The following is a 20,357-nucleotide window of genomic DNA, read 5'->3' on the forward strand; positions in this document are numbered from 1 at the left end:
AACTTACAATGATGTAAGTGATAAAAGAGGAAACTTACAGCCGCTAAGCCTTGTAGTTTTGGGAGAGACTACAGGGCTTTTTTATATACATATAAGATTAAATTGATTACATAATGTACGCAATTTCTTACATAAAGATCAGAAAACTGCGACTTGTGTTGCATAATGAATCTGGCAAAATAGTCATATAAGGAAATGAAACCTTAAGAACAAGGACCGTATTAATAATAAATGTGTGTGCAGCACTTACAATAAAAATATAAATAACAGAATCATAACTAAAATATAAGAATCTACAGCGCAAAAAAGGCCCTATGACTTGTCATAGGGCCTTTTTTAACCGTTTATCTCAATCTTAATTTTTAGGCATCTTTATACTTGTTTTGACTTAACGATTCTATTAAAGTGCGTAAAAATTATCACTTTACAAAAAAACCATGAAAAAATTCATAATTTTAATCATTTTGGTGAGTGTTGTTCTGTTTGGGTTGTATAAATGTTTTAAGCCTGCAGATCAAAATACTTCCTCAGTCGCTCAGATTGATTCTCTATCTGCTTCTGAGAGTGGACAGCAAACGCCAATATCGCCTAACGAAGATCAAGTCGAAGATTTAAATGAGTCTGAGAAGATGCCTGTTACTGATTCTCCAGATTTAGTAGATCCGAAGAGCGATTTTTCGATTAAGCCTATTGATCCAGAAACTGATCCAGCCAATCAAGTGTAATTTTTAACCTGCGCACTAAAAACATAACAACGGAGAATAATTATGTTTAAAACTTTATCATTAAGCGCATGTCTGAGTGTTTTGATGGTCGGAACTGCGATGGCTCAGATGAGTCCTGTAGCAGCTAACGCTCAATTGAACAATCAGGCAAAACAAAAAGTGTCGAAAGGTGGTATTAATCTGTCGGCATTACTGAACAACAGTTCAAATGATTTAATCGTTGAATATCATGTTGACACTAATCATTTAGAAAATAATCGCACTCAACTTCGTGAACATCTTGCTCAAAAGAAGCAATCGATTCAATCGCGGTTTATACGTTTAGGTGGTATTCAATTACTACGTGATTATAATGCTTTACCATATAGCTTTCATCGCGTTCAAAAGCGTGACACGCTCGTAAGCTTATTGAATGACCCGAATGTAAAAGCAGTTTATCCAAATAATGTTTCTTATACGACAGCATCTCAAAGTCTACCATTAATTGGTCAAGTACCTGCGGCTGCGCAAGGCTATACTGGTGAGGGGACAACAATTGCTATCTTAGATACAGGTATTAATTACCGACATTCAGATTTTGGTAATTGTACAGCGCCAGGTGTACCATCATCGACTTGTAAAGTTTTAGAAACTGTCGAGGTTGCTCGAGAAGACTATCAGTTAGATGTTAATGGACATGGAACTAACGTTGCAGCAATTGCTTCTAAAGTTGCACCAGGTGCAAAAATTGTCATGCTTGATGTCTTCACTGGTAGTACCTCTAGAGATGGGGGGCCGGCATACGATTATGATCTAGTGGCTGCCTTGAATTGGGTGGCGAACCACTCCCAAAGCAAAAACATTAAATCTGTAAACTTAAGCATTGGTAATGGACGTAGTTATTCCTCAACTTGTACTAGTTCCGTACTTACAGATTCTTTTTCGAAGTTGAGAGGCTATGGGGTATTACCAGTTGTTGCATCTGGTAATGATAGCCATCTGAGTGGTATATCCTATCCAGCATGTACTGCGGGTGCGGTCAGTGTAGGAGCGGTTTATGATGCTAATGTAGGTTCAATTGGATTTAAAAATTGCTCTGACAGTGCAACTTATAGCGACAAAGTAACGTGTTTCAGTAACTCGAGTCGTAATTTAACTTTATTGGCGCCTGGTTCACGTATTACCGCTGGCGGATATACAATGGATGGTACTTCAATGGCTGCACCTCACGTCGCTGGGGCTGTTGCTGTGTTACGTGCGAATAATGCTTTCCCGAATGAATCATTGGATCAAATTGTTGCACGTATGACGTCTACGGGAGCTTTGGTTACGGATCATCGTAACTCAATTCGCACACCTCGTTTGAATTTAATTGCTGCGTTAAATGGTGCTCCATCTACTCCAGCACCACAACCCCCTGTTGTTGAGCCACCTGTAGTGACGCCAACTCCTACGCCAACACCAACTCCAGCACCACAACGTAACTGTCGTACTTTCTTATTTGTGACAATCTGTAGTGGTTAATTAATAGCTAATAGATGAAAACTTTAAAAAAAGGCATCTAAATGATGCCTTTTTTACATTGATATTAAACACGTTCAGTTTCAGATTGATCAGTTCCAAATAACGCGCGTCTTTTTTCCTTAGGAATACTTGGGCATTGGTTGGATATTTGATATAGCACTTTTGCTAAAGCGGCTAAATGTGTGCCTAACACAGATTTCCCTGTATTTAAGAACGATACACTGATATCCCGTTGAGGATCTGCCCAACATAAAATATTCGAGAAACCTAGATGACCAAAAGCTTGTCCAGTATTTGGGCCAAATACACCGATTGGATTACTGCCTAACATCGGACCAAGTGCATAACGCATAGGTGCTAAAAGGTTACGGTCTATTGTTGTATTGGATGTAGGGAGTGTTGCTCTGAAGACCGTTTCTGAATTGATAATTTGCTGATCTTGATAACGACCACCATTAAGTAACATTTCAAAAAAACGATTGGCTTGTTCAGCACTGGTATAAATATTTCCTGCAGGGCAGACGGTATCCATAAAACGGGGATCATTGGTGACATCCACTGCCAGTTGCAGTCCTCCGCCTAATACACGATTGAGATATAGGTCAGTCCCCAAAACAGGGTGAATCCCAGTTGGATAATTTTTTGCAACTAAATGACGTAGTTCTGGTTTTAAACCATAGTTGAAGAAAGGTAAATTCATTGGTTTTTCAATATGTTCGTGCAAGTAATCACGAATATCTTGTCCTGTTACACGTTCAACCAATTCTCCTAAAATATATCCAGCAGTTACAGCATGATAAGAGAGTTGCGAGCCTACGGGTGCAATCGGTTTTGCTGCATAAAGATGCTCCAGGATCCCTTGACGATCAAATAAAAGCTCTGGAGTGACCTCAGTTTCAATTTTAGGAATACCGCCACGGTGTGATAACAAATGAAATATGGTGGCGCGTCGTTTACCGTTAACACCAAACTCTGGAATATAGCGACTCACTGGATCAAGTAAGTTAATTTTCCCTTGTTGATCTAACAAATGCACTAACATGGCATTAACGATTTTAGAGGCAGAAAACATACAGACCGGTGTTTCTGGTGTCGCAACTTTAGAAGGGTCTGTTTGATAGTTTGGACCAAGTTCTGTGTAACCAATACTGCGATTAATTAATATCTGACCCTTGCGACGTAAACACATACTGATCATTGGATGATTGCCAGTACGATAAAGTGCTTCAACACTGTGCCAAATTTTATCAATTTGCTGTTGCGTCATTCCCCCAAGTTCTGGCGCAACTTCGTCTTTATGACGAGTGATCGTAGTTAAGTCTTTTGGTGCTATGCACGTATTTGTAGAGAGTAATTTCACGTTCATTCCATGTTTCATTGTTTTTATAACAGGCAAGTTTGCCCTGCCAAAAAACAAAAGTCAGTATCTTTAACGACATGAATTGATGATTGTTTCTGCCAGAAGTTATTGAGCGGATAATTTTGCTTTTTGAGGGGGGTTCCTTTAAAATAGCACGCTGCTGTAGTGATGCACGGCAGTCAATTCCGCTTTGAAGAGCGTCATTGATTTGTATCAAATACTTTTAAATAAGCATCTCGGAGAAATCGAATGGCTTTAACAAACGCAGATCGCGCAGAGATCATTGCTAAATTTGCTCGCGCTGAAAACGACACTGGTTCACCAGAAGTTCAAGTAGCTCTTTTATCTGCTCAAATCAATGACTTACAAGGTCACTTCAAAGAGCACAAACACGACCACCATAGCCGTCGCGGTCTTATCCGTATGGTTAACCAACGTCGTAAGCTTCTTGACTACCTTAAAGGTAAAGATGCTACTCGTTACAGCGATTTGATTGCTGCTTTAGGTTTACGTCGTTAATTCGATTTAAACTTTATTTTCGGATTATTGCATGTTGAATGCTGTATTGCTGAAAACTAAAGGCGATCTAGTTTCGACTAGATCATGGGGAAGGGGCGAATAGTTTCGCTCCTTCTTTGTGTTTAAAAATAGTGTTTCTAGTGAGGTCGGCTTCTAAGCTTTGTCATTTAAAACCTGTGTTGTGAATGCCAAACCTTAGGGGTCTCCACTAGAATAAAATCAGGAAAAAATAGAACATGTCGATGTTTAATATTATTCGTAAAGAATTCCAATTCGGTCAGCACCAAGTTGTGCTTGAAACAGGCCGTGTGGCGCGTCAAGCAAATACAGTAGTGATTACCATGGGTGGTGTGACTGTATTGGTTGCTGTTGTTGCTCAACCGACTGCGAAAGCAGGTCAAGACTTTTTCCCATTGACTGTTAACTACCAAGAAAAACAATATGCTGCAGGTCGTATCCCAGGTGGTTATGGTAAGCGTGAAGGCCGTGCATCTGAAGCTGAAACTTTAATTTCACGTTTGATCGACCGCCCAATTCGTCCGTTGTTCCCAGAAGGTTATTACAACGAAATCCAAGTGACTGCGACAGTTGTATCATCTGACAAAACAATGGAAGCTGACATTGCTGCAATGTTAGGTACTTCTGCTGCACTTGCAATTGCAGGTACACCTTTCCGTGGTCCAATTGGTGCTGCACGTGTCGGTTTAATCAACGGTGAATACGTTCTTAACCCAAGCCACGAACAACTTGCTCAATCTGATCTTGATCTTGTCGTTGCGGGTACTGAAGCTGCTGTACTTATGGTTGAATCAGAAGCGAAAGAACTTTCTGAAGACCAAATGTTGGGCGCAGTTCTTTTTGGTCATGACGAAATGCAAATTGCAATTCAAGCAATCAAAGAATTCGCAGCAGCAGCGGGTGCAACAGAGTCTACTTGGACTGCACCAACTAAAAATGAAGAACTTCAAGCAAAATTAAAAGAAGCATTTGAAGCGAAAATCTCTGAAGCATACACGATTGCGGTTAAGCAAGACCGTTATGCAGCACTTGATGCACTTCATGCTGAAGCAATTGCGCAATTCGTTCCTGAAAATGATGAAACAGGTATTGCTGATGAAGTGAACGAATTATTTGAAGACCTTAAATATCGTACAGTTCGTGACAATATCTTGTCTGGTAAACCACGTATTGATGGTCGTGATACTAAAACTGTTCGTGCAATCGACGTACAAGTTGGCGTGTTAGATCGTGCGCACGGTTCTGCATTGTTCACACGTGGTGAAACTCAAGCGTTAGTAACGACGACTTTAGGTAATACACGTGATGCCTTGATGGTAGATACCTTAGCGGGTACAAAAACTGATAACTTCATGCTTCACTACAACTTCCCTGCATACTCTGTAGGTGAAACTGGTCGTGAATCTGGTCCTAAACGTCGTGAAATTGGTCATGGTCGTTTGGCACGTCGTGGTGTTCAAGCAGTTCTTCCACCAGCTGATCGCTTCCCGTACGTGATTCGTATCGTATCTGACATCACTGAATCGAATGGTTCGTCTTCAATGGCGTCTGTGTGTGGTGCTTCTTTATCACTTATGGATGCAGGTGTTCCACTTAAAGCGCCAGTTGCAGGTATTGCAATGGGTCTAGTGAAAGAAGGTGAACGTTTCGCAGTTCTTTCAGACATTCTAGGCGACGAGGATCACCTTGGCGACATGGACTTTAAAGTAGCAGGTTCTGCAAACGGTATTACTGCACTTCAAATGGACATCAAGATCGAAGGTATTACTGAAGAGATCATGGAAGTTGCATTGAATCAAGCGTATGCAGGTCGTATGCATATCTTGAATGAGATGAATCAAGTGATTTCACGTGCTCGTCCTGAAATCTCAATGCACGCACCAACATTCCAAGTGATCAGCATCAATCCTGATAAGATCCGTGACGTGATTGGTAAAGGCGGCGCAACTATTCGTCAAATCACTGAAGAAACCAAAGCAGCGATCGATATCGAAGATAACGGTACAGTACGTGTATTTGGTGAAACTAAAGCAGCGGCAATGGCTGCAGTAGCGAAAATCCAAGCGCTTACAGCAGAAATTGAACCAGGTACAATTTACACAGGTAAAGTCATTCGTATCGTTGAATTCGGTGCGTTCGTCAATATTCTTCCTGGTACTGATGGCTTGCTTCACATTTCACAAATCTCGAATGAGCGTATTGCGAATGTGACAGACGTTCTTACTGAAGGTCAAGAAGTTAAGGTACAAGTTGCGGATGTTGATAACCGTGGTCGTATCAAACTTACAATGAAAGACATTGAACAAGCTTAATCATTTAAGCTAATTCCAAGCCTTGTGTGGTGCTTCGTTTAAACGATTGTTACACAAGGCTTTTTTTATGGCATGATCAAAATGTTCTCATTTAAAAATAACTAAAATGCAAAAGTTTAATTATTATTATCATCAAGGTGACGGGTATATTTATCTGAGTGAAGAATTATCGACTGATGTTGATGCAGAATTTATATGGTTGAGTTTTGAACGCCACGAATTGATTCAAAATACAGAGACGTGGCAACGATATATTTTTGAGAACGCTGGAATTCTGTTGAACGAATTTCATCTTAAAGATATTCAAAACCTTGAGCATCCTTGCGTATTTGATGCATTGGATGATTATGATTTGTTGATATTTAAAAAATTAATCACCCCAGATGACCATATTCAAATTCAAAATGGTCATTCAGCTGAACAACAAACTGCGGACATTGTTACAACGCCGGTAAGTTTTGTCATGACATCAAATGTTTTAATCACAGTGCATGAACGAGGTAATCGTGTATTTGAAACATATCTTGAAAGAGTGCAGGCGATTCAAACACGACCTATAGAGCAACAGAATATTCCACGAAAACTAGCACAGAGCCCTGTAGATATTGTGCTTAGATTACTGAATATGATGGTGGATGGCTATTTAGGTTTACGTGCGCCACTGACCAAACGTGTGGAATTTTGGCAAAAAGAACTATTACAAGGAAATCAAAAATTTAATCGATGGAATCAACTGCTGCAAGAGATCACCGCTTTTCAACAAGTTGAAAATTTGTGTGAAGAACAGGTTGAATGCCTACAAGAATTAAGAGATGAAATTGTCGAAAATTATCATCATATTAAAGCTAAACGTAAGGCAGAGAAGCAAAATTTAATGCTCGTCCGAATGGATGATTTAATTAGCCATATTGAAAGAATACAAAAGCACAGTGTTCGGTTAAACCATGCAGTACAAGCCGCCATCGATTTGCACTTTTCAGCAGTGGCCAATCAAACCAATGAAAATATGAGAATTTTAGCAATTATCACCGCTGTATTTGCACCACTGACTCTTCTTACAGGTATTTACGGAATGAATTTTGAATTTATTCCAGGATTAAACTCACCGCATGGCTTTTGGTATATGCTCACAGCCATGTGTGTGACAACACTTTTGTTAATTTGGTATTTTTATCGTAGACAAATGGTCGGGCGCGGTGAAAAAAGTGTGATGGAATTGTTGGCTCAACAAAACCAGCAGCAACAACTCGGTTTGTTTGCATTTTTGGAGTATGAACCGATTCAAAAAACATTGAAAGGTACGCTCCGAGAAATGGGACGTTGGACTCGATTGAAATAGTCAACGTCACATAAGGCACTTATGCTTTAAGTCAGAATGATAAGTGCCAGATTCACCGTTATTTTATAATATTAAATTGAAATTACTGGGTAAGGTTCATCTGCGCTTGTTTGAGCAAACGATACATTTCATCTTTTAATTTAAGTTTTTTTCGCTTTAGAAACTCAATATCATCATTAATTACATTAACTGGATTTAGTTCCAAATGCGTAATTTCATGATCTAGCGTTTCATGTTCCTCGAAAATTTTAGCGAAGTGAGGGTTTTCTTCTCTTAAAGGCTGAATAAGTTCACGGAACTCAGGGAAAAGGTTTTTCAGCTTTTTATTGCATTCTTTAACTTTCATTGATGGTTTAATCCTTTCATTCTAATCAATAAAAAATAAATGCATGTAACAGTACATGCATTTATGTGGGCTTGCTTTATTTGAAGTATTTCACTTGCTTGCGCAATTGTTGTACTTCATCTATCAGATCCATCATCATGGCGACGGCAGGGAGACTTGCTTCAAAATCCCGTTGCAAGAGATAAGCTCTCCGTGCTCGAGTAAGTTCTTCACCAAAAAATTGATGGATTTTTTGCTCAGAACGAGCTGGTAGAATTTCATATTCAAGTAATTGCAAAACCCATTCAGGACTTTGTCCGCATGCTTGGGCAAAATGCTTTAAATCAAAAATACATTGGTCATCAATGATTTCAGCCTCTAAATATCCATTTTTGTACACTTCTCGGTACTGAATCGTTGTCATGATTCACCTCCTTCATCACGAGGGTTGAAATGTGTAAATGCTTGAGCAAATTGCTCATATGCCTGTTTTTGCTGCGGGGATTCTGCTCTTGGATAAACAATATTCAGGATTAGATAAAGGTGTCCCGGGGGGGAAGAGGGAATCCCTTTTTCTTTAATACGGAGTTGTTTGCCATAAATTGTATGTTGAGGAATGCTGACTTTGATCTTTCCAGAGGGGGTTTTTAGCTCGATGTCTTGGCCTAAAGCAGCTTCCCAAGGACTAATATTAATGTGATAGTAAATGTCTGCCTGATCGACATATATGCTGTCAGTGGTTTGATAATGGATCTGTATATAAAGATCTCCATTTTCACCGCCCGATAAACCAGCTTGTCCTTGACCTTTGAGTCGAATTTGTTGACCGTTTTTCATCCCTTTCGGGATTCTAATTTCAAGGGTTTTTCGCTGAACTTCAGGTTGTCCATATGCATTAAAAGTGGGTATACGCAATTGGATGGATTGAGTGACACCTTCAAAAGCGACTTGTAAGGGCACTTCTATACTGGCATGTTGATCTTCACCACGAATCGGCTGGGATTTATATTGGTGTGAGCGCTGTGCATAACCTCCACCAAAACCTGTTCCAAAACGCCCAAACAAATCTTCAAAGCCAGAAAATTCATGATTTGTATGGTTTTCACTATCCGAGAAAGGAGACTGACTATTCAACTGATCGAGTTGTTGATCGTACTCTTGTTTTTTTAAAGGATCACTTAATGTGTCATAAGCCGTATTAATCGCCTGCATTTTTTTTTCGGCATCAGGTGCTTGACTGATATCGGGATGGTATTTCCGAGCCAGTTTTCGATATGATTTTTTTATTTCCTCAGGACTCGCATCGCGATCTAGTCCGAGTTCCTCATAATAATTATTTGCCATTAAGCAAAAATAACCGTTGATTAACTTTTAATCATTATGAGCAGACTTTCGAAGACTACAATATGTTCAGATGGTGAATAATTGTTTCAATTTCTTACAACAAAAAAAATCAGCAAGTAAAACTTGCTGATTTTCGAAGAGAACTGTTTAGGATTAACTGAGGTGCTCGCCGAATAGACCAAGAGCTTCTTCAGCAGTAAATCTGTATTGAGTGTTACAGAATTGACAGTCCATGGTAATAGGGTTCTGTTGTTCTAAAATTTCACGCACAGATTCAGCACCCACCTGAATTAATGCTGTAGAGCAACGCTCTTTAGAACATGTACAGCCAAATTGAAGTTGTTCAGCTTCAGGTAGTCTGACTTCTTCTTCATTATATAAGCGATACAAAATTTCTTGCGCATCCAGCTCAGTAAGTTCATCTGTTTTTAAAGTTTCAGTGAGCATGGTTAGACGAGGCCAGATATCTTCATCAACCTTTTGCTGCTCTTCATCATTGTTACGCGGTAATAATTGAATCAAAAGACCACCAGCGCGTTGAGCAGTACTAGCTAAAACGATCTTGGTTGGAATTTGGGCAGATAAATCATAATACTGCATGAGGCATTTAGCTAAATTCGGCTGATCTAAAGGCACTATACCCTGATAGCGTTCGCCAAATTCAGGTTCAATATTAATAAATAAAACTGGACTGACCAAAGTTTTCAGAACGATGCTGCTGTCTGATGCTTCTTCAAAACGTGGATCAGCTTCATATTCAGCTAATCCGCGTACTTCACCGAGGTGATTACATTCAGCCATAGCCCATTTTAAGGTGCCAGAAGCTTGAATTTGGAGGCTAATACGTCCCTTAATTTTAAGTGTGCTGGCCAACAATGCAGTTGCACTGAGCATTTCGCCCAATAAAATTTGAATCGCAGGTGCATAGGCGCGTTGCGCTAAAATTGTTTTAAGCGTATCTTCAAGATGTACGACTTCACCACGAACAGGGCTGTTATCAATAAAAAAACGTTGACGTAAATCAGACATAAAATTCTCCAAATCCCTGTCTAGATGGTGACGATATTGTAAATCACAAGTTAAAATTCTTCATCTCGACAAACATTAATTTGGTTTTGCGAGTGCTTAGCGCGTCGTTCTACAGAACTTACTTCAGAATCAATGGTTTCATCTAAACTTTCTAAAAGTGGTTGATGTTGTTGCGCATCATTTTCAAAAATTTGTTCGAGTTCCGCTAAGAAATTTCGATAGCTTTCAAAGACTTTTTGATCATCCGTATAGATGCGTTGTTGCTCAGCTAATAGACGCTCATCATAGTCTCTAAATATTTCAATACTATGTTGAGCATGTTCTTGACTTAAACCTAACGCGGTTAAGGTGCGAAATGCCATACCGAGTGAAGATAGAAAAGTTTCACGCCAAATATGCTCAATGCCTAAGTCTTTAAGTAAATGCATATGATGTCGATCACGGGCACGGACGATGAGTTTGAGCGTTGGATAATTCAAACGTAAATGGCGAGCAATATTCATCGACATTTCCACATCGTCTACAGCAAGTACAAATGCCTTAGCATGCTCGATGCCTGCAGATCTCAATAAATCAGGGGAGGAGGCATCTCCATAATAAATTTTACCACCGTACTTTCTCACAAAATCAATTTTTTCTAAATTATTATCAATGGCTGTAAAGCTGACATGATTGAGATAAGCAACGCGCGCCACTATTTGTCCGACGCGTCCAAAACCTGCAATGATTAATGTTGAATGAGTGTCTGGTAATGGGACATCTTCAGCGCTATCAGTCTTTCGATCAAGATATGGAATGAGCCATCGTTGTGCAAGCCAGAAAATGACAGGGGTGAGTGCCATCGAAATTGCAATGATCAGAATCGTAGGGGATAACACTGCTTGAGTAATTAAACCTTCGGTATTCGCAACAGCTAAGATCACATAAGCAAATTCTCCTCCTTGAGCAAGACAAATGGCAATCAATACACTGGTTTTGCATTGAAATTTAAAATATCGCGCGATTGCAACCATGCTTAATATTTTTATGATGATCAGCACGAATGCCCCACCAAAAATGAATAGCGGCTGATCTACGAGGAGATCAATCGGTGTCATCATGCCTACGCTCATAAAGAATAAACCGAGTAATAACCCTTTGAAGGGTTGAATGCTCGATTCCAGTTCATGGCGAAACTCAGAATCCGCGAGTAATACACCTGTCAGAAAAGCACCGAGCGTGGTGCTTAATCCGAGCATATCCATAAACAGAACGACAGCCAAAACAATGAAGAGTCCAGCAGCCGTAATGAGTTCAGTGGCACCACTCTGTACAATGAATCTAAAAAATGGTCGCATCACATAGCGACTAAATAAAAATAAGCCAGTAAACGTTGCAACAACAGCGGCAAAATAAGCAATACCATGATGTGTAGACTGATTTCCCGCGAGTAGGGGAATCAGGGCGAGTAAAGGAATAGCGGCAATATCTTGAAACAGTAAAATAGAGAAAGATTGCTGACCATGCGCGGTATTCAGCTGCTGCTTTTCTGCAAGTAATTGCATGACAAATGCTGTAGATGATAAAGCAAGGGCAAGACCAATTACGACACTAGCAGCAAGATGCTGTTGGAAGAACAGCCAAATGGTTGCGACAAGAATTATACCTGTGATCAAGACTTGAGCACTTCCAATCACAAATATAGAGTGACGCATATTCCACAAGCGCTGAGGGCGTAATTCTAGGCCGATTAAGAACATCAAAAAAATCACGCCGTACTCAGCTAATTTCATTAATGTTTCGGCATCATTGGTCACATTCAATGCACTTGGACCAAGTAATATTCCTGTAAACAAATAACCTAAGACTGTCGCAATACCAATTTTTTTTCCGAGCGGAACAAAAATTAATGCGGCAGCTAGAAAAATTGTGATTTGTAACAACAATGGCATTGGCCTTCCCTAAAGTGGAATGTTGGACTGATGAAATTGTAATCGTGTCTGCTTTAGCTGTGTAAATTTAATTCAGGTCTTCGACTTTGATAATTTAACTCTATTCATGATTAGCTTAGCTCTTGAGGATCTATATCAATACTGAGCTTCATCGTTGAAGGTTTTTGTTGAAGCACAAATGGCCACCATTCTCGTATATAGAAATGCATTTTTGCACGATCTGATGACAATAAAACCACATGTGCCTGATAACGCCCAGCCTTTCGCTCCATTGGCGCAGGAATTGGACCCCAAATCTCAATCAGCTCACCAGTATGTTGTTGGAGCGATTGTGTCATATTGGTTAAAAAATTGAGATTTTCTTCCTGACTACGCGATTCACAACGTATTAATGCTGCATAGCGCATTGGAGGGAGTAAAGCAGATTGACGATCATGAAGTGTTTCACGAGCAAAAGCACGATAGTCTTTATTAATGAGCGTGTTGAGTAGAGGGTGATCAGGTCGTAAAGTTTGTAGATAAACCTCACCTTTTTTTTCACCTCGTCCTGCACGACCTGCAACTTGAACAATCAATTGGGCTGTTCGTTCCGTTGCTCTGAAATCAACACTGAGTAGGCCACTATCAATATCTAAGATTGCAACTAAGGTTACATACGGAAAGTGATGACCTTTGGCTAACATTTGCGTACCAAGTAAAATCATCGGTTTACTTTGATGAATTTGCTCGTAAATTTTTTGCCAACTACCGACACGGCTCGTGGAATCACGATCTACTCTGACCACAGGAAAGTCTGGAAATAAATGTTGTAAATTCTCTTCAACTTTTGCCGTGCCCATTCCAATAGGCTTCAAGGTGTGTTGCTGACAAGAGGGGCATTGATCAGGCAGTCGATTAATTGTCCCACAGTGATGGCAATGCAGGTGCTCATATGGTTTTTTATGAAGCGTAAAATGTGCATCACAATGGGGACAATTGGCTTGCCATCCACAGCTTTCGCAGATCAGGACAGGTGCATAACCACGTCTGTTTAAAAAGATCAGTACCTGTTCTTCTTGATTGAGTCTTTTTTGAATTTCTTTAATGAGTTGTTCGCTTATACCATGCTGTTTTTGAGCAATCTTTAGATCAATTAAATGAATTTTAGGTAAGCTTGCACCTGCAGCACGTTCATCGAGTTTCAGAATCGTTAATTTTTTTTGCTCCACCAAATGATATGAGTCAATACTTGGTGTTGCTGAGCCAAGGACAATGGGGCATTGCTCTAAATAAGCGCGATAGAGAGCAACATCACGTGCATGGTAGCGAAAACCTTCTTGTTGTTTGAATGACAGGTCATGCTCCTCATCTAAGATAATGAGCCCTAAATTTGGCATGGGGGTGTAAATCGCAGAGCGTGTACCAAGAATAATGGAGGCCTTTCCTGTTTGAGCATATTGCCAAGCTTGGAGGCGCTTTGTGTCATTCAGTCCGGAATGCAACAAGACAATATTGCAGTGAAAGCGAGATTGAAACCGACTGATAGTTTGAGGGGTTAAGCCAATTTCTGGTACCAGTACCAATACTTGCTGACCTTTTTGTAAAACCTCTTGCATGACTTGCAAATAAACTTCAGTTTTTCCGCTTCCAGTTAAACCATCGAGTAAAAATGCTTGATAGCGATTTTGTGCTTTTAAAATGGATTGAATTGCTTTTTTTTGATCATCATTTGCAGTCAATGGCATTTGAGCCAGCTGTACAGGTTCAGGACTAAAGTCCTGCTGAATCAATTTACATTCGACGATTTCTTTCTTTTCAAGCGCTTTTAATGTTGCTGTTTCCACACCACTCAAATTCAGTATCGTCTCGGCAGTCCCTTGAGGGTGTAGCTTTAAAATTTTATAAGCCTCTTGTTGTTTTAAAGATCGAGCCACTTTCTTTTCAGCGTCTAAATTTAAAACTTTCCAAGAGTGAGCTAATAAATTATAGGGTTTACCCTGCCTTAAAAATGTCGGCAAAGTGGTATGCATGACTTCCCCAATGGGGAATTGATAATATTGAGCAGACCACTGCGCGAGCTGAATGATCGTATCATTGAGTATGGGTTGCAGATCCAAGATTTCAGTGATGGGTTTCAGTTTGATTTTCGGATCTAATGGCGTTTCCGGTGCGATCTTTTCGAGTACGATTCCGACTAAGTTTTGACGACCAAACGAAACAAGAACACGGCAACCTATGTGTATAGTTTGGTATTGTTCTGCAGAAACTTCATAATCAAAACAATCATATAGATAAACTGGCACCGCGATGCGCACTCGATAAACAATTTGGCTTAATTCTGAAATATTTGTCATATATAGTCGTCAATCAATATGGTGAAAACTTATCGTGGATAACCAATGCTTGTGATAGAGTGTTCAAGTTGTTGCAAGTGATCAATATGAATGAAGAGAACGGTCTAAGGCAACTCTTAAGACATCATAATTAGGAAAATTAGAGCATTATCATGCCCGCATATCAATATACTGCCATCGATGCTTCAGGAAAGCAGCAAAAGGGTGTGCTAGAAGGTGATTCAGCCCGACAGATTCGACAACAGCTTCGGGATAAACAATGGATTCCAGTACAAGTTGATGCTGTAGAACAAAAAGACAAGCATCGAACTGGTGGTTTTTTTCAAAAAAAGTTTACAGCTTATGACTTAGCTTTGATGACTCGCCAATTATCCGTATTAGTTGCTGCGGGGATCCCACTTGAGGAAGCATTAAGAGCAGTTGCCAAACAAAGCGAAAAAGCTCACGTGCAAAATTTGATGTTATCTGTAAGATCAAAGGTTTTAGAAGGTCATTCCTTGGCTCAAGGGATGCAACAATCTGGCAGATTCCCTGAACTTTATATTGCAACGATTGCTGCTGGTGAGCGATCAGGACACTTAGATCTTATTCTCGATCAATTGGCTGATTACACTGAAAATCGCTTTGCGATGCAAAAGAAGATTCAAGGTGCAATGATTTATCCTATTATTTTGATGTTGATGTCTTTCGGTATCGTAATGGGACTCATGACCTATGTAGTACCAGATATCGTTAAAACTTTTGACCAAAGTAAAGATGCGCTACCTTGGATTACGGTTGCTTTAATGAAAGCTAGTGATTTTATACGTCAAGCTTGGCCATTTGTATTGGTTGCATCGGCGTTGGGATTCTTTCTATTGGTGCGTTTTTTAAGGACTGCCGCAGGGCATTATGCTTTTGATCGTCTCACGTTGAAGTTGCCATTATTTGGAAAACTATCACGAGGTATTAATGCCGCCCGCTTTTCAAGTACCTTATCTATCTTAACGCAATCTGGTGTTCCTTTGGTCGACGCGTTGAAAATTGGTGCAGCAGTAAGTAGCAATTGGGTTATTCGAGATGCAGTCAATGTCGCGGCTGAAAAGGTCACAGAGGGTGGAAATTTGGCGACGCAACTTGAACGCTGTGGTTATTTTCCACCGATGATGGTGCAAATGATCAAAAGTGGTGAAGCCTCGGGTGAGTTGGATCGAATGTTAGAAAGAGCTTCGACGATGCAAGATCGAGAAGTTACCACATTAATTTCGACATTATTGGCGTTGTTGGAGCCACTAATGTTGGTGTTAATGGCTGCGATTGTATTGGTGATCGTGATTGCTGTCATGTTGCCAATCGTCAACATGAACAATATGATTTAAACAGATTCAATAAATTCTAATAATGAATGAAATAGCGAGTGAAAATATGCGAAACAAGATGAAAATGCGAAAACAATCTGGTTTTACCCTGATCGAAGTGATGGTAGTGATTGTGATTTTAGGTGTGCTTGCAGCACTGATTGTGCCTAATGTCATGGGTCGTGGTGAGAAAGCTAAGGTTGATACCACAATCATTACGCTGAAAGGTGTTGCAGGTGCATTAGATCAATACAAATTAGACAATAACCAATATCCATCGATGCAAGATGGTGGCTTGGATGCCTTAGTCAATCAACCAGCTTCAGCAAAAAATTGGTTACCTGGTGGTTATGTGAAGGGTGGTTATCCTAAAGATAGTTGGGATAATGATTTGCAATATGTGATCCCTGGTTCGGAAGGTCGTGCATATGATCTTTATTCATTCGGCGCAGATGGAAAGCAGGGTGGTGAAGGAAATGATGCTGATATCTTTTACACACCATAAATGAAAATCATTATTAAAAACCATTCATGGTATTAATCACTTCACTTAATCGAATTAATAAATATTGAGTGAAGTGATAATCTTTATTATTTGTAAATATTAACCCAAATCATTGATAATTATAATGTTTATAAATAATTGGTTTTTGAGATTTATAATAAGAATTATTCCCATATTTAATGGTTACAAGAAACAGAAAATATGAAGAAAATTAGGCTTTTTATTTTAATTTTTCCCTGCATAATGGAGCCAACAGATTAGCTTGATAATAAGGGGGAATGATGAAAGCATTAATATTGTCAGATGAAATCAATTTATTTCATTGGACTGTGCTCAAGTCTGCACTGCTTATTCTGAGCTTATTGCCTATTAGTCATCTATTTATTGATCTTTGGTCAAATGCAGATGCAAGCAGTCAAATCATGATCGGATTTATGGCGATTAGTGTATTTAGTGCGATTACGATTTTAAGTTTTTATAGTGCACTTAAAGCATCTGTTTTGACGCTGTCTGATGTATCTTCAACATTTGAAGCGCTGCTCATTAAAATTTATCGATCTATTCCGATGTTGAGTTTGATGGCAATGCTGTCTTACTTCACAACACAAATTTAAAAAAACCGAGCATATTTGCTCGGTTTTTTTGATATAGAACGTATATTTGATTTGAACCAAGTGTTATCGACGAGATTTAAAACTGACATCGACAACACGTGGTCTAAAGAACCAACCCATCACCAATAAAATCAATGACAATCCCAATATTGGCCAATCACTGAATCTCGTATACCAAGTTTGCCCTTCCATTGCAGGTAGATCACCACGAAGAACCGCTTTTTGATAAATTGGGGCTTGGCTGACGATTTCCCCTTTGTGGTTGATAAAAGCAGTTACACCTGTATTGGTTGCACGAATAAACCAGCGTCCATTTTCTTTTGCTCGCATTTGTACCATTTGTAAATGTTGCCACGGACCAGCCGTACCCGTAAACCACGCATCATTTGAAACGGTGACGAGGAAATCACTATTTAGTGCATTGCGTCGGGTTAGGTTCGGATAGGCAACCTCATAACAAATCGCAGCTGCTAATTTGTGGTTGTGAATTGAAAAAGGAGCTTGATCCTGCGGACCACGTGAAAAACCGCTCATTGAAGGATCATTTTGAAGCGCAGGTAACACCCAACTTAACAGGCCAGACAGCGGAATATATTCACCAAAAGGAACGAGACGCTGTTTTTTATATAAGCCTGTAGCTTCATCACCAGATGCTATCATGGAGTTGTAATAACGCGGATAACCCAATGCCTTAGATTCATTTAAATCCCAATAAGGAATGCCTGTTACCCAAGCTGTGTTGGTACTTTTGGCTTGCTGATCCATTGCATCTAAAAATGGTTCAATATCTGATTGAAACATTGGGATAGATGATTCAGGCCAAACCACCAAGTCACGTCCCCATTCTGATCGTGTTAATTGTGCATAGATTTCAAGTGTCTTTACTTGATACTCAGTTAACCACTTTAAATCTTGAGGAATATTACCCTGGATTAAAGAAACGCTCAGCGGTGCAGATTTTCTTTCTTCAACAAAAGTTAAATGGGATGCGCCCCATGCACCTAGCAATACAATTGAAACTGGAATAGCCCAAAAGTAGCGTTTTCGTAGGAGTTCAACAAGTGCAGATGCAATGAGAATGACCACGAAAGAAACGGCAAATACACCAAATAAAGGTGCATAGCTATCTAAGAAGCGCTCTGTAAAAGCATAACCTGCAAATAACCAAGGGAAACCAGTAAATACCCAAGTTTTTGCCCATTCAAAGAATACCCATAAAGGGGCAAAAGTAAGTGGTGTTTCTGGAAAGAATCGACGATATATCCAAGTTTGTATTGCAGTAAATAGCCCCATCACCAAGGCCATAATCGCAATCATGATGACACTTAAAAATGCAGATGTATCACCATACACATGGATAGAAGTGTATAACCAGAATGCACCAACAAACCATAAACCAAAACCGTAAGTCCAACCGATGAGGAATGCTTGTTTAGGATTTCGCTTACTGAGTGTGGCATATAGCAATGCTGGCGATAATATTGCCAGCCACCACCAATAAAAAGGTGCAAGTGCGAGACTAAAAGTCGCACCTGCTGTTAAAGCAATAAGGAGTGGATAAATGAAAGGTAATGATTTTTGTTTTTCTGAAGGACTCAATAATTTTTGAAAATAGGCTCTCATTTACGCACAGCTCGAATCAGATGAATAGTACGGACATCTGCTTCCACAATGGTAAATTCCCAATCTCCCAATTCAATCACTTGGCCTTGAAGATCGCTGACTAAACCAATTTCTTGCAGTAATAGTCCACCCACAGTTTCCACTTCATCATCGGAAAATTCAGCATTTAAAACATTGTTAAAATGTTCAATTGGTGTAAGTGCTTGAACTAACCACGTGTTACTGCTGTTGCTGGTTTGATCTGGAACAATGAAATTGGCTTCTTCATCGACATTGTCATGTTCATCTTCAATTTCACCCACAATTTCTTCAAGAATATCCTCAAGTGTCACTAAACCCGAAGTAGAACCGTACTCATCAATCACAATCGCAATATGTGTTTGAGTGTTTTTTAGCATTCGGAGCACTTGATCAGAACGCGCGCTTTCAGGCACAAAGATCGGTTGGCGCATCAGCGAATGTACATTTACTTTCGAATCACGATCTTTTAAGAAAGGTAAGAGGTCCTTTGCCAAAAGGATACCAATGACGTTATCAGGTTGATCTGTTGAAAATACAGGGAAACGTGAGTGTGCTGACTCGATGAGAACATCAAGAATATCCAATAACTCATCATCTTCTTGTAAGCTGACCATTGAAGTTCGTGGCGTCATGACTTCACGAATTTTAGTCGCTGGAAGGTCAAAGATTCCCTCGAGCATCGCTACTGTATCTGGTTCGAGTAGTCGACGTGAATCTTGTACAATTTTTAACAGTTCATCTCGGGTTTCTGGGGCTGTGCCTAACCATTTGCGTAAGCCACGCATACCCCACGATGTACCTGATTCCTCTTGCATGATCTTTCCTAAAGACTCTTCAATTGAAAAAATAAGTTTTAATCATACCGAAGAAAATACGCTTGTCTATTGGTAAAATTTTGATTCCTAATGATCTATTTGATCATAGACCACTGTATTTGGAGTCTTTTTCTGAATTTGGGAGTGAAAAGATTGAATTATGATAAAATAATCGCCCAATCTTTTAAGGGCGATATTGAATGTCTGATTCTCAAGTTCAACCTCAAATCCAGTTGAATACACGTGGTTTACGTTGTCCAGAACCGGTGATGATGTTACATCAAGCCATTCGTAAATCTAAGTCTGGTGATGTGGTGGAAGTATTTGCAACAGATAATTCAACTTCTTGGGATATTCCTAAATTCTGTATGCATCTTGGTCATGAATTGCTGTTGCAAGAAGAACGTTTAGATGACAATGGGAACAAAGAATTTCATTATTTGGTAAAAAAAGGTTAGCCCGTCGTGAATTAACCATTGAAACAATTCATATCGTTTAAAATTGATTTTTTCGTGTACAATTTGAGTTAAGAATATCTAAATAATAATGATTAACTCATTTTGACATGAAGAATTTCATCAATAATATTCAGCGTGCGATTGAACAGTTCGGCCTAACCGCCCAAAACAGAGCCCTCCACATCCAATTCAGTCATTCACAGCTGAATAGCCAAGTCTTCCTACAACGCATCGATGGCAGCCATG

Annotated in this window: 19 protein-coding genes; 10 read left to right on the plus strand and 9 right to left on the minus strand. The window is 39.6% G+C overall.

Features of this window, described 5'->3' with window-relative positions; translation table 11 throughout:
* The first annotated feature begins 437 nt into the window (after positions 1-437).
* Both AC1M9F_RS07805 and AC1M9F_RS07810 read left to right on the plus strand, forming a co-directional pair.
* Positions 438-725: a hypothetical protein gene (locus tag AC1M9F_RS07805; RefSeq protein WP_481597484.1), complete on the plus strand. Its 288-nt coding sequence runs from the start codon at positions 438-440 to the stop codon at positions 723-725.
* A 42-nt stretch (positions 726-767) separates the two neighbouring features.
* A complete protein-coding gene (locus AC1M9F_RS07810; RefSeq protein WP_481591455.1) occupies positions 768-2,228 on the plus strand; it encodes a S8 family peptidase in 1,461 nt (486 codons plus the stop codon).
* A gap of 64 nt (positions 2,229-2,292) precedes the next feature.
* Here AC1M9F_RS07810 and AC1M9F_RS07815 read toward each other — a convergent pair whose 3' ends face one another.
* Positions 2,293-3,588: a serine hydrolase domain-containing protein gene (locus AC1M9F_RS07815; protein WP_092767411.1), complete on the minus strand. Its 1,296-nt coding sequence runs from the start codon at positions 3,586-3,588 to the stop codon at positions 2,293-2,295.
* A 249-nt stretch (positions 3,589-3,837) separates the two neighbouring features.
* On the opposite strand from AC1M9F_RS07815, the gene rpsO reads away from it, so the two are divergent.
* The 3 genes from rpsO to AC1M9F_RS07830 all read left to right on the plus strand — a co-directional run bounded on the left by rpsO (position 3,838) and on the right by AC1M9F_RS07830 (position 7,776).
* The gene (rpsO, locus tag AC1M9F_RS07820) at positions 3,838-4,107 is read left to right on the plus strand and encodes a 30S ribosomal protein S15 (RefSeq protein ID WP_035264047.1); all 270 of its coding nucleotides are present in this window, start codon (positions 3,838-3,840) and stop codon (positions 4,105-4,107) included.
* 242 nt (positions 4,108-4,349) lie between these two features.
* Positions 4,350-6,437 carry a polyribonucleotide nucleotidyltransferase gene (gene pnp / locus AC1M9F_RS07825; RefSeq protein ID WP_180028184.1) on the plus strand — a complete coding sequence of 696 codons (2,088 nt, stop codon included), beginning with the start codon at positions 4,350-4,352 and terminating at the stop codon, positions 6,435-6,437.
* A 106-nt stretch (positions 6,438-6,543) separates the two neighbouring features.
* On the plus strand, positions 6,544-7,776 hold the full coding sequence (locus AC1M9F_RS07830; RefSeq protein ID WP_481597485.1) for a magnesium transporter CorA family protein: 1,233 nt from the start codon (positions 6,544-6,546) through the stop codon (positions 7,774-7,776).
* Positions 7,777-7,858: 82 nt separating this feature from the next.
* Here the strand turns inward: AC1M9F_RS07830 and AC1M9F_RS07835 are convergent, their stop codons facing one another.
* The 6 genes from AC1M9F_RS07835 to AC1M9F_RS07860 all read right to left on the minus strand — a co-directional run bounded on the left by AC1M9F_RS07835 (position 7,859) and on the right by AC1M9F_RS07860 (position 14,738).
* Complete coding sequence (locus AC1M9F_RS07835; protein ID WP_481586754.1) at positions 7,859-8,122, minus strand: HP1242/YdcH family protein; 264 nt, start codon at positions 8,120-8,122, stop codon at positions 7,859-7,861.
* A 76-nt stretch (positions 8,123-8,198) separates the two neighbouring features.
* On the minus strand, positions 8,199-8,525 hold the full coding sequence (locus tag AC1M9F_RS07840; RefSeq protein ID WP_481597486.1) for a chaperone modulator CbpM: 327 nt from the start codon (positions 8,523-8,525) through the stop codon (positions 8,199-8,201).
* Positions 8,522-9,445, minus strand: a complete 924-nt coding sequence (locus tag AC1M9F_RS07845; RefSeq protein WP_481593266.1) for a DnaJ C-terminal domain-containing protein — start codon at positions 9,443-9,445, stop codon at positions 8,522-8,524. Before AC1M9F_RS07845 ends, AC1M9F_RS07840 begins: the two co-directional genes overlap by 4 nt.
* A gap of 153 nt (positions 9,446-9,598) precedes the next feature.
* Positions 9,599-10,474: an Hsp33 family molecular chaperone HslO gene (hslO, locus tag AC1M9F_RS07850; RefSeq protein ID WP_035264061.1), complete on the minus strand. Its 876-nt coding sequence runs from the start codon at positions 10,472-10,474 to the stop codon at positions 9,599-9,601.
* A 50-nt stretch (positions 10,475-10,524) separates the two neighbouring features.
* A complete protein-coding gene (locus tag AC1M9F_RS07855) occupies positions 10,525-12,405 on the minus strand; it encodes a monovalent cation:proton antiporter-2 (CPA2) family protein (RefSeq protein ID WP_481596142.1) in 1,881 nt (626 codons plus the stop codon).
* 110 nt (positions 12,406-12,515) lie between these two features.
* Positions 12,516-14,738: a primosomal protein N' gene (locus AC1M9F_RS07860; protein ID WP_481597487.1), complete on the minus strand. Its 2,223-nt coding sequence runs from the start codon at positions 14,736-14,738 to the stop codon at positions 12,516-12,518.
* 152 nt (positions 14,739-14,890) lie between these two features.
* On the opposite strand from AC1M9F_RS07860, the gene gspF reads away from it, so the two are divergent.
* The 3 genes from gspF to AC1M9F_RS07875 all read left to right on the plus strand — a co-directional run bounded on the left by gspF (position 14,891) and on the right by AC1M9F_RS07875 (position 17,194).
* A complete protein-coding gene (gene gspF, locus AC1M9F_RS07865) occupies positions 14,891-16,096 on the plus strand; it encodes a type II secretion system inner membrane protein GspF (RefSeq protein WP_035264068.1) in 1,206 nt (401 codons plus the stop codon).
* A gap of 58 nt (positions 16,097-16,154) precedes the next feature.
* Entirely contained in the window at positions 16,155-16,580 is a 426-nt protein-coding gene (gspG, locus tag AC1M9F_RS07870) for a type II secretion system major pseudopilin GspG (RefSeq protein WP_228143111.1), read from the plus strand.
* Between the two features lie 281 nt (positions 16,581-16,861).
* Entirely contained in the window at positions 16,862-17,194 is a 333-nt protein-coding gene (locus AC1M9F_RS07875; protein WP_481597488.1) for a hypothetical protein, read from the plus strand.
* 63 nt (positions 17,195-17,257) lie between these two features.
* Here AC1M9F_RS07875 and lnt read toward each other — a convergent pair whose 3' ends face one another.
* The gene (gene lnt / locus AC1M9F_RS07880; RefSeq protein ID WP_481597489.1) at positions 17,258-18,817 is read right to left on the minus strand and encodes an apolipoprotein N-acyltransferase; all 1,560 of its coding nucleotides are present in this window, start codon (positions 18,815-18,817) and stop codon (positions 17,258-17,260) included.
* On the minus strand, positions 18,814-19,653 hold the full coding sequence (locus AC1M9F_RS07885) for an HlyC/CorC family transporter (RefSeq protein WP_092767211.1): 840 nt from the start codon (positions 19,651-19,653) through the stop codon (positions 18,814-18,816). The genes lnt and AC1M9F_RS07885 overlap by 4 nt, the downstream gene beginning before the upstream one ends.
* Before the next feature lie 200 nt (positions 19,654-19,853).
* Between AC1M9F_RS07885 and tusA the strand changes: the two genes are divergently transcribed.
* Together tusA and AC1M9F_RS07895 are read left to right on the plus strand one after the other, a co-directional pair.
* Positions 19,854-20,111 carry a sulfurtransferase TusA gene (gene tusA / locus AC1M9F_RS07890; RefSeq protein WP_035264077.1) on the plus strand — a complete coding sequence of 86 codons (258 nt, stop codon included), beginning with the start codon at positions 19,854-19,856 and terminating at the stop codon, positions 20,109-20,111.
* A 107-nt stretch (positions 20,112-20,218) separates the two neighbouring features.
* On the plus strand, positions 20,219-20,357 hold a 139-nt coding region (locus AC1M9F_RS07895), incomplete at its 3' end, for a hypothetical protein (RefSeq protein WP_481597491.1).

Source organism: Acinetobacter sp. ANC_7504 (assembly GCF_056779995.1).

What these genes read in the sequence shown, in the direction of transcription:
- AC1M9F_RS07875 (WP_481597488.1), top strand. Translation starts at nt 16,862, where the DNA reads ATGAAAGCATTAATATTGTCAGATGAAATCAATTTATTTCATTGGACT.
- AC1M9F_RS07855 (WP_481596142.1), bottom strand. Translation starts at nt 12,405, where the DNA reads ATGCCATTGTTGTTACAAATCACAATTTTTCTAGCTGCCGCATTAATT.
- AC1M9F_RS07810 (WP_481591455.1), top strand. Translation starts at nt 768, where the DNA reads ATGTTTAAAACTTTATCATTAAGCGCATGTCTGAGTGTTTTGATGGTC.
- gspG (WP_228143111.1), top strand. Translation starts at nt 16,155, where the DNA reads ATGAAAATGCGAAAACAATCTGGTTTTACCCTGATCGAAGTGATGGTA.
- gspF (WP_035264068.1), top strand. Translation starts at nt 14,891, where the DNA reads ATGCCCGCATATCAATATACTGCCATCGATGCTTCAGGAAAGCAGCAA.
- AC1M9F_RS07830 (WP_481597485.1), top strand. Translation starts at nt 6,544, where the DNA reads ATGCAAAAGTTTAATTATTATTATCATCAAGGTGACGGGTATATTTAT.
- AC1M9F_RS07840 (WP_481597486.1), bottom strand. Translation starts at nt 8,525, where the DNA reads ATGACAACGATTCAGTACCGAGAAGTGTACAAAAATGGATATTTAGAG.
- AC1M9F_RS07860 (WP_481597487.1), bottom strand. Translation starts at nt 14,738, where the DNA reads ATGACAAATATTTCAGAATTAAGCCAAATTGTTTATCGAGTGCGCATC.
- AC1M9F_RS07805 (WP_481597484.1), top strand. Translation starts at nt 438, where the DNA reads ATGAAAAAATTCATAATTTTAATCATTTTGGTGAGTGTTGTTCTGTTT.
- AC1M9F_RS07835 (WP_481586754.1), bottom strand. Translation starts at nt 8,122, where the DNA reads ATGAAAGTTAAAGAATGCAATAAAAAGCTGAAAAACCTTTTCCCTGAG.
- AC1M9F_RS07845 (WP_481593266.1), bottom strand. Translation starts at nt 9,445, where the DNA reads ATGGCAAATAATTATTATGAGGAACTCGGACTAGATCGCGATGCGAGT.
- hslO (WP_035264061.1), bottom strand. Translation starts at nt 10,474, where the DNA reads ATGTCTGATTTACGTCAACGTTTTTTTATTGATAACAGCCCTGTTCGT.
- AC1M9F_RS07885 (WP_092767211.1), bottom strand. Translation starts at nt 19,653, where the DNA reads ATGCAAGAGGAATCAGGTACATCGTGGGGTATGCGTGGCTTACGCAAA.
- rpsO (WP_035264047.1), top strand. Translation starts at nt 3,838, where the DNA reads ATGGCTTTAACAAACGCAGATCGCGCAGAGATCATTGCTAAATTTGCT.
- pnp (WP_180028184.1), top strand. Translation starts at nt 4,350, where the DNA reads ATGTTTAATATTATTCGTAAAGAATTCCAATTCGGTCAGCACCAAGTT.
- lnt (WP_481597489.1), bottom strand. Translation starts at nt 18,817, where the DNA reads ATGAGAGCCTATTTTCAAAAATTATTGAGTCCTTCAGAAAAACAAAAA.
- tusA (WP_035264077.1), top strand. Translation starts at nt 19,854, where the DNA reads ATGTCTGATTCTCAAGTTCAACCTCAAATCCAGTTGAATACACGTGGT.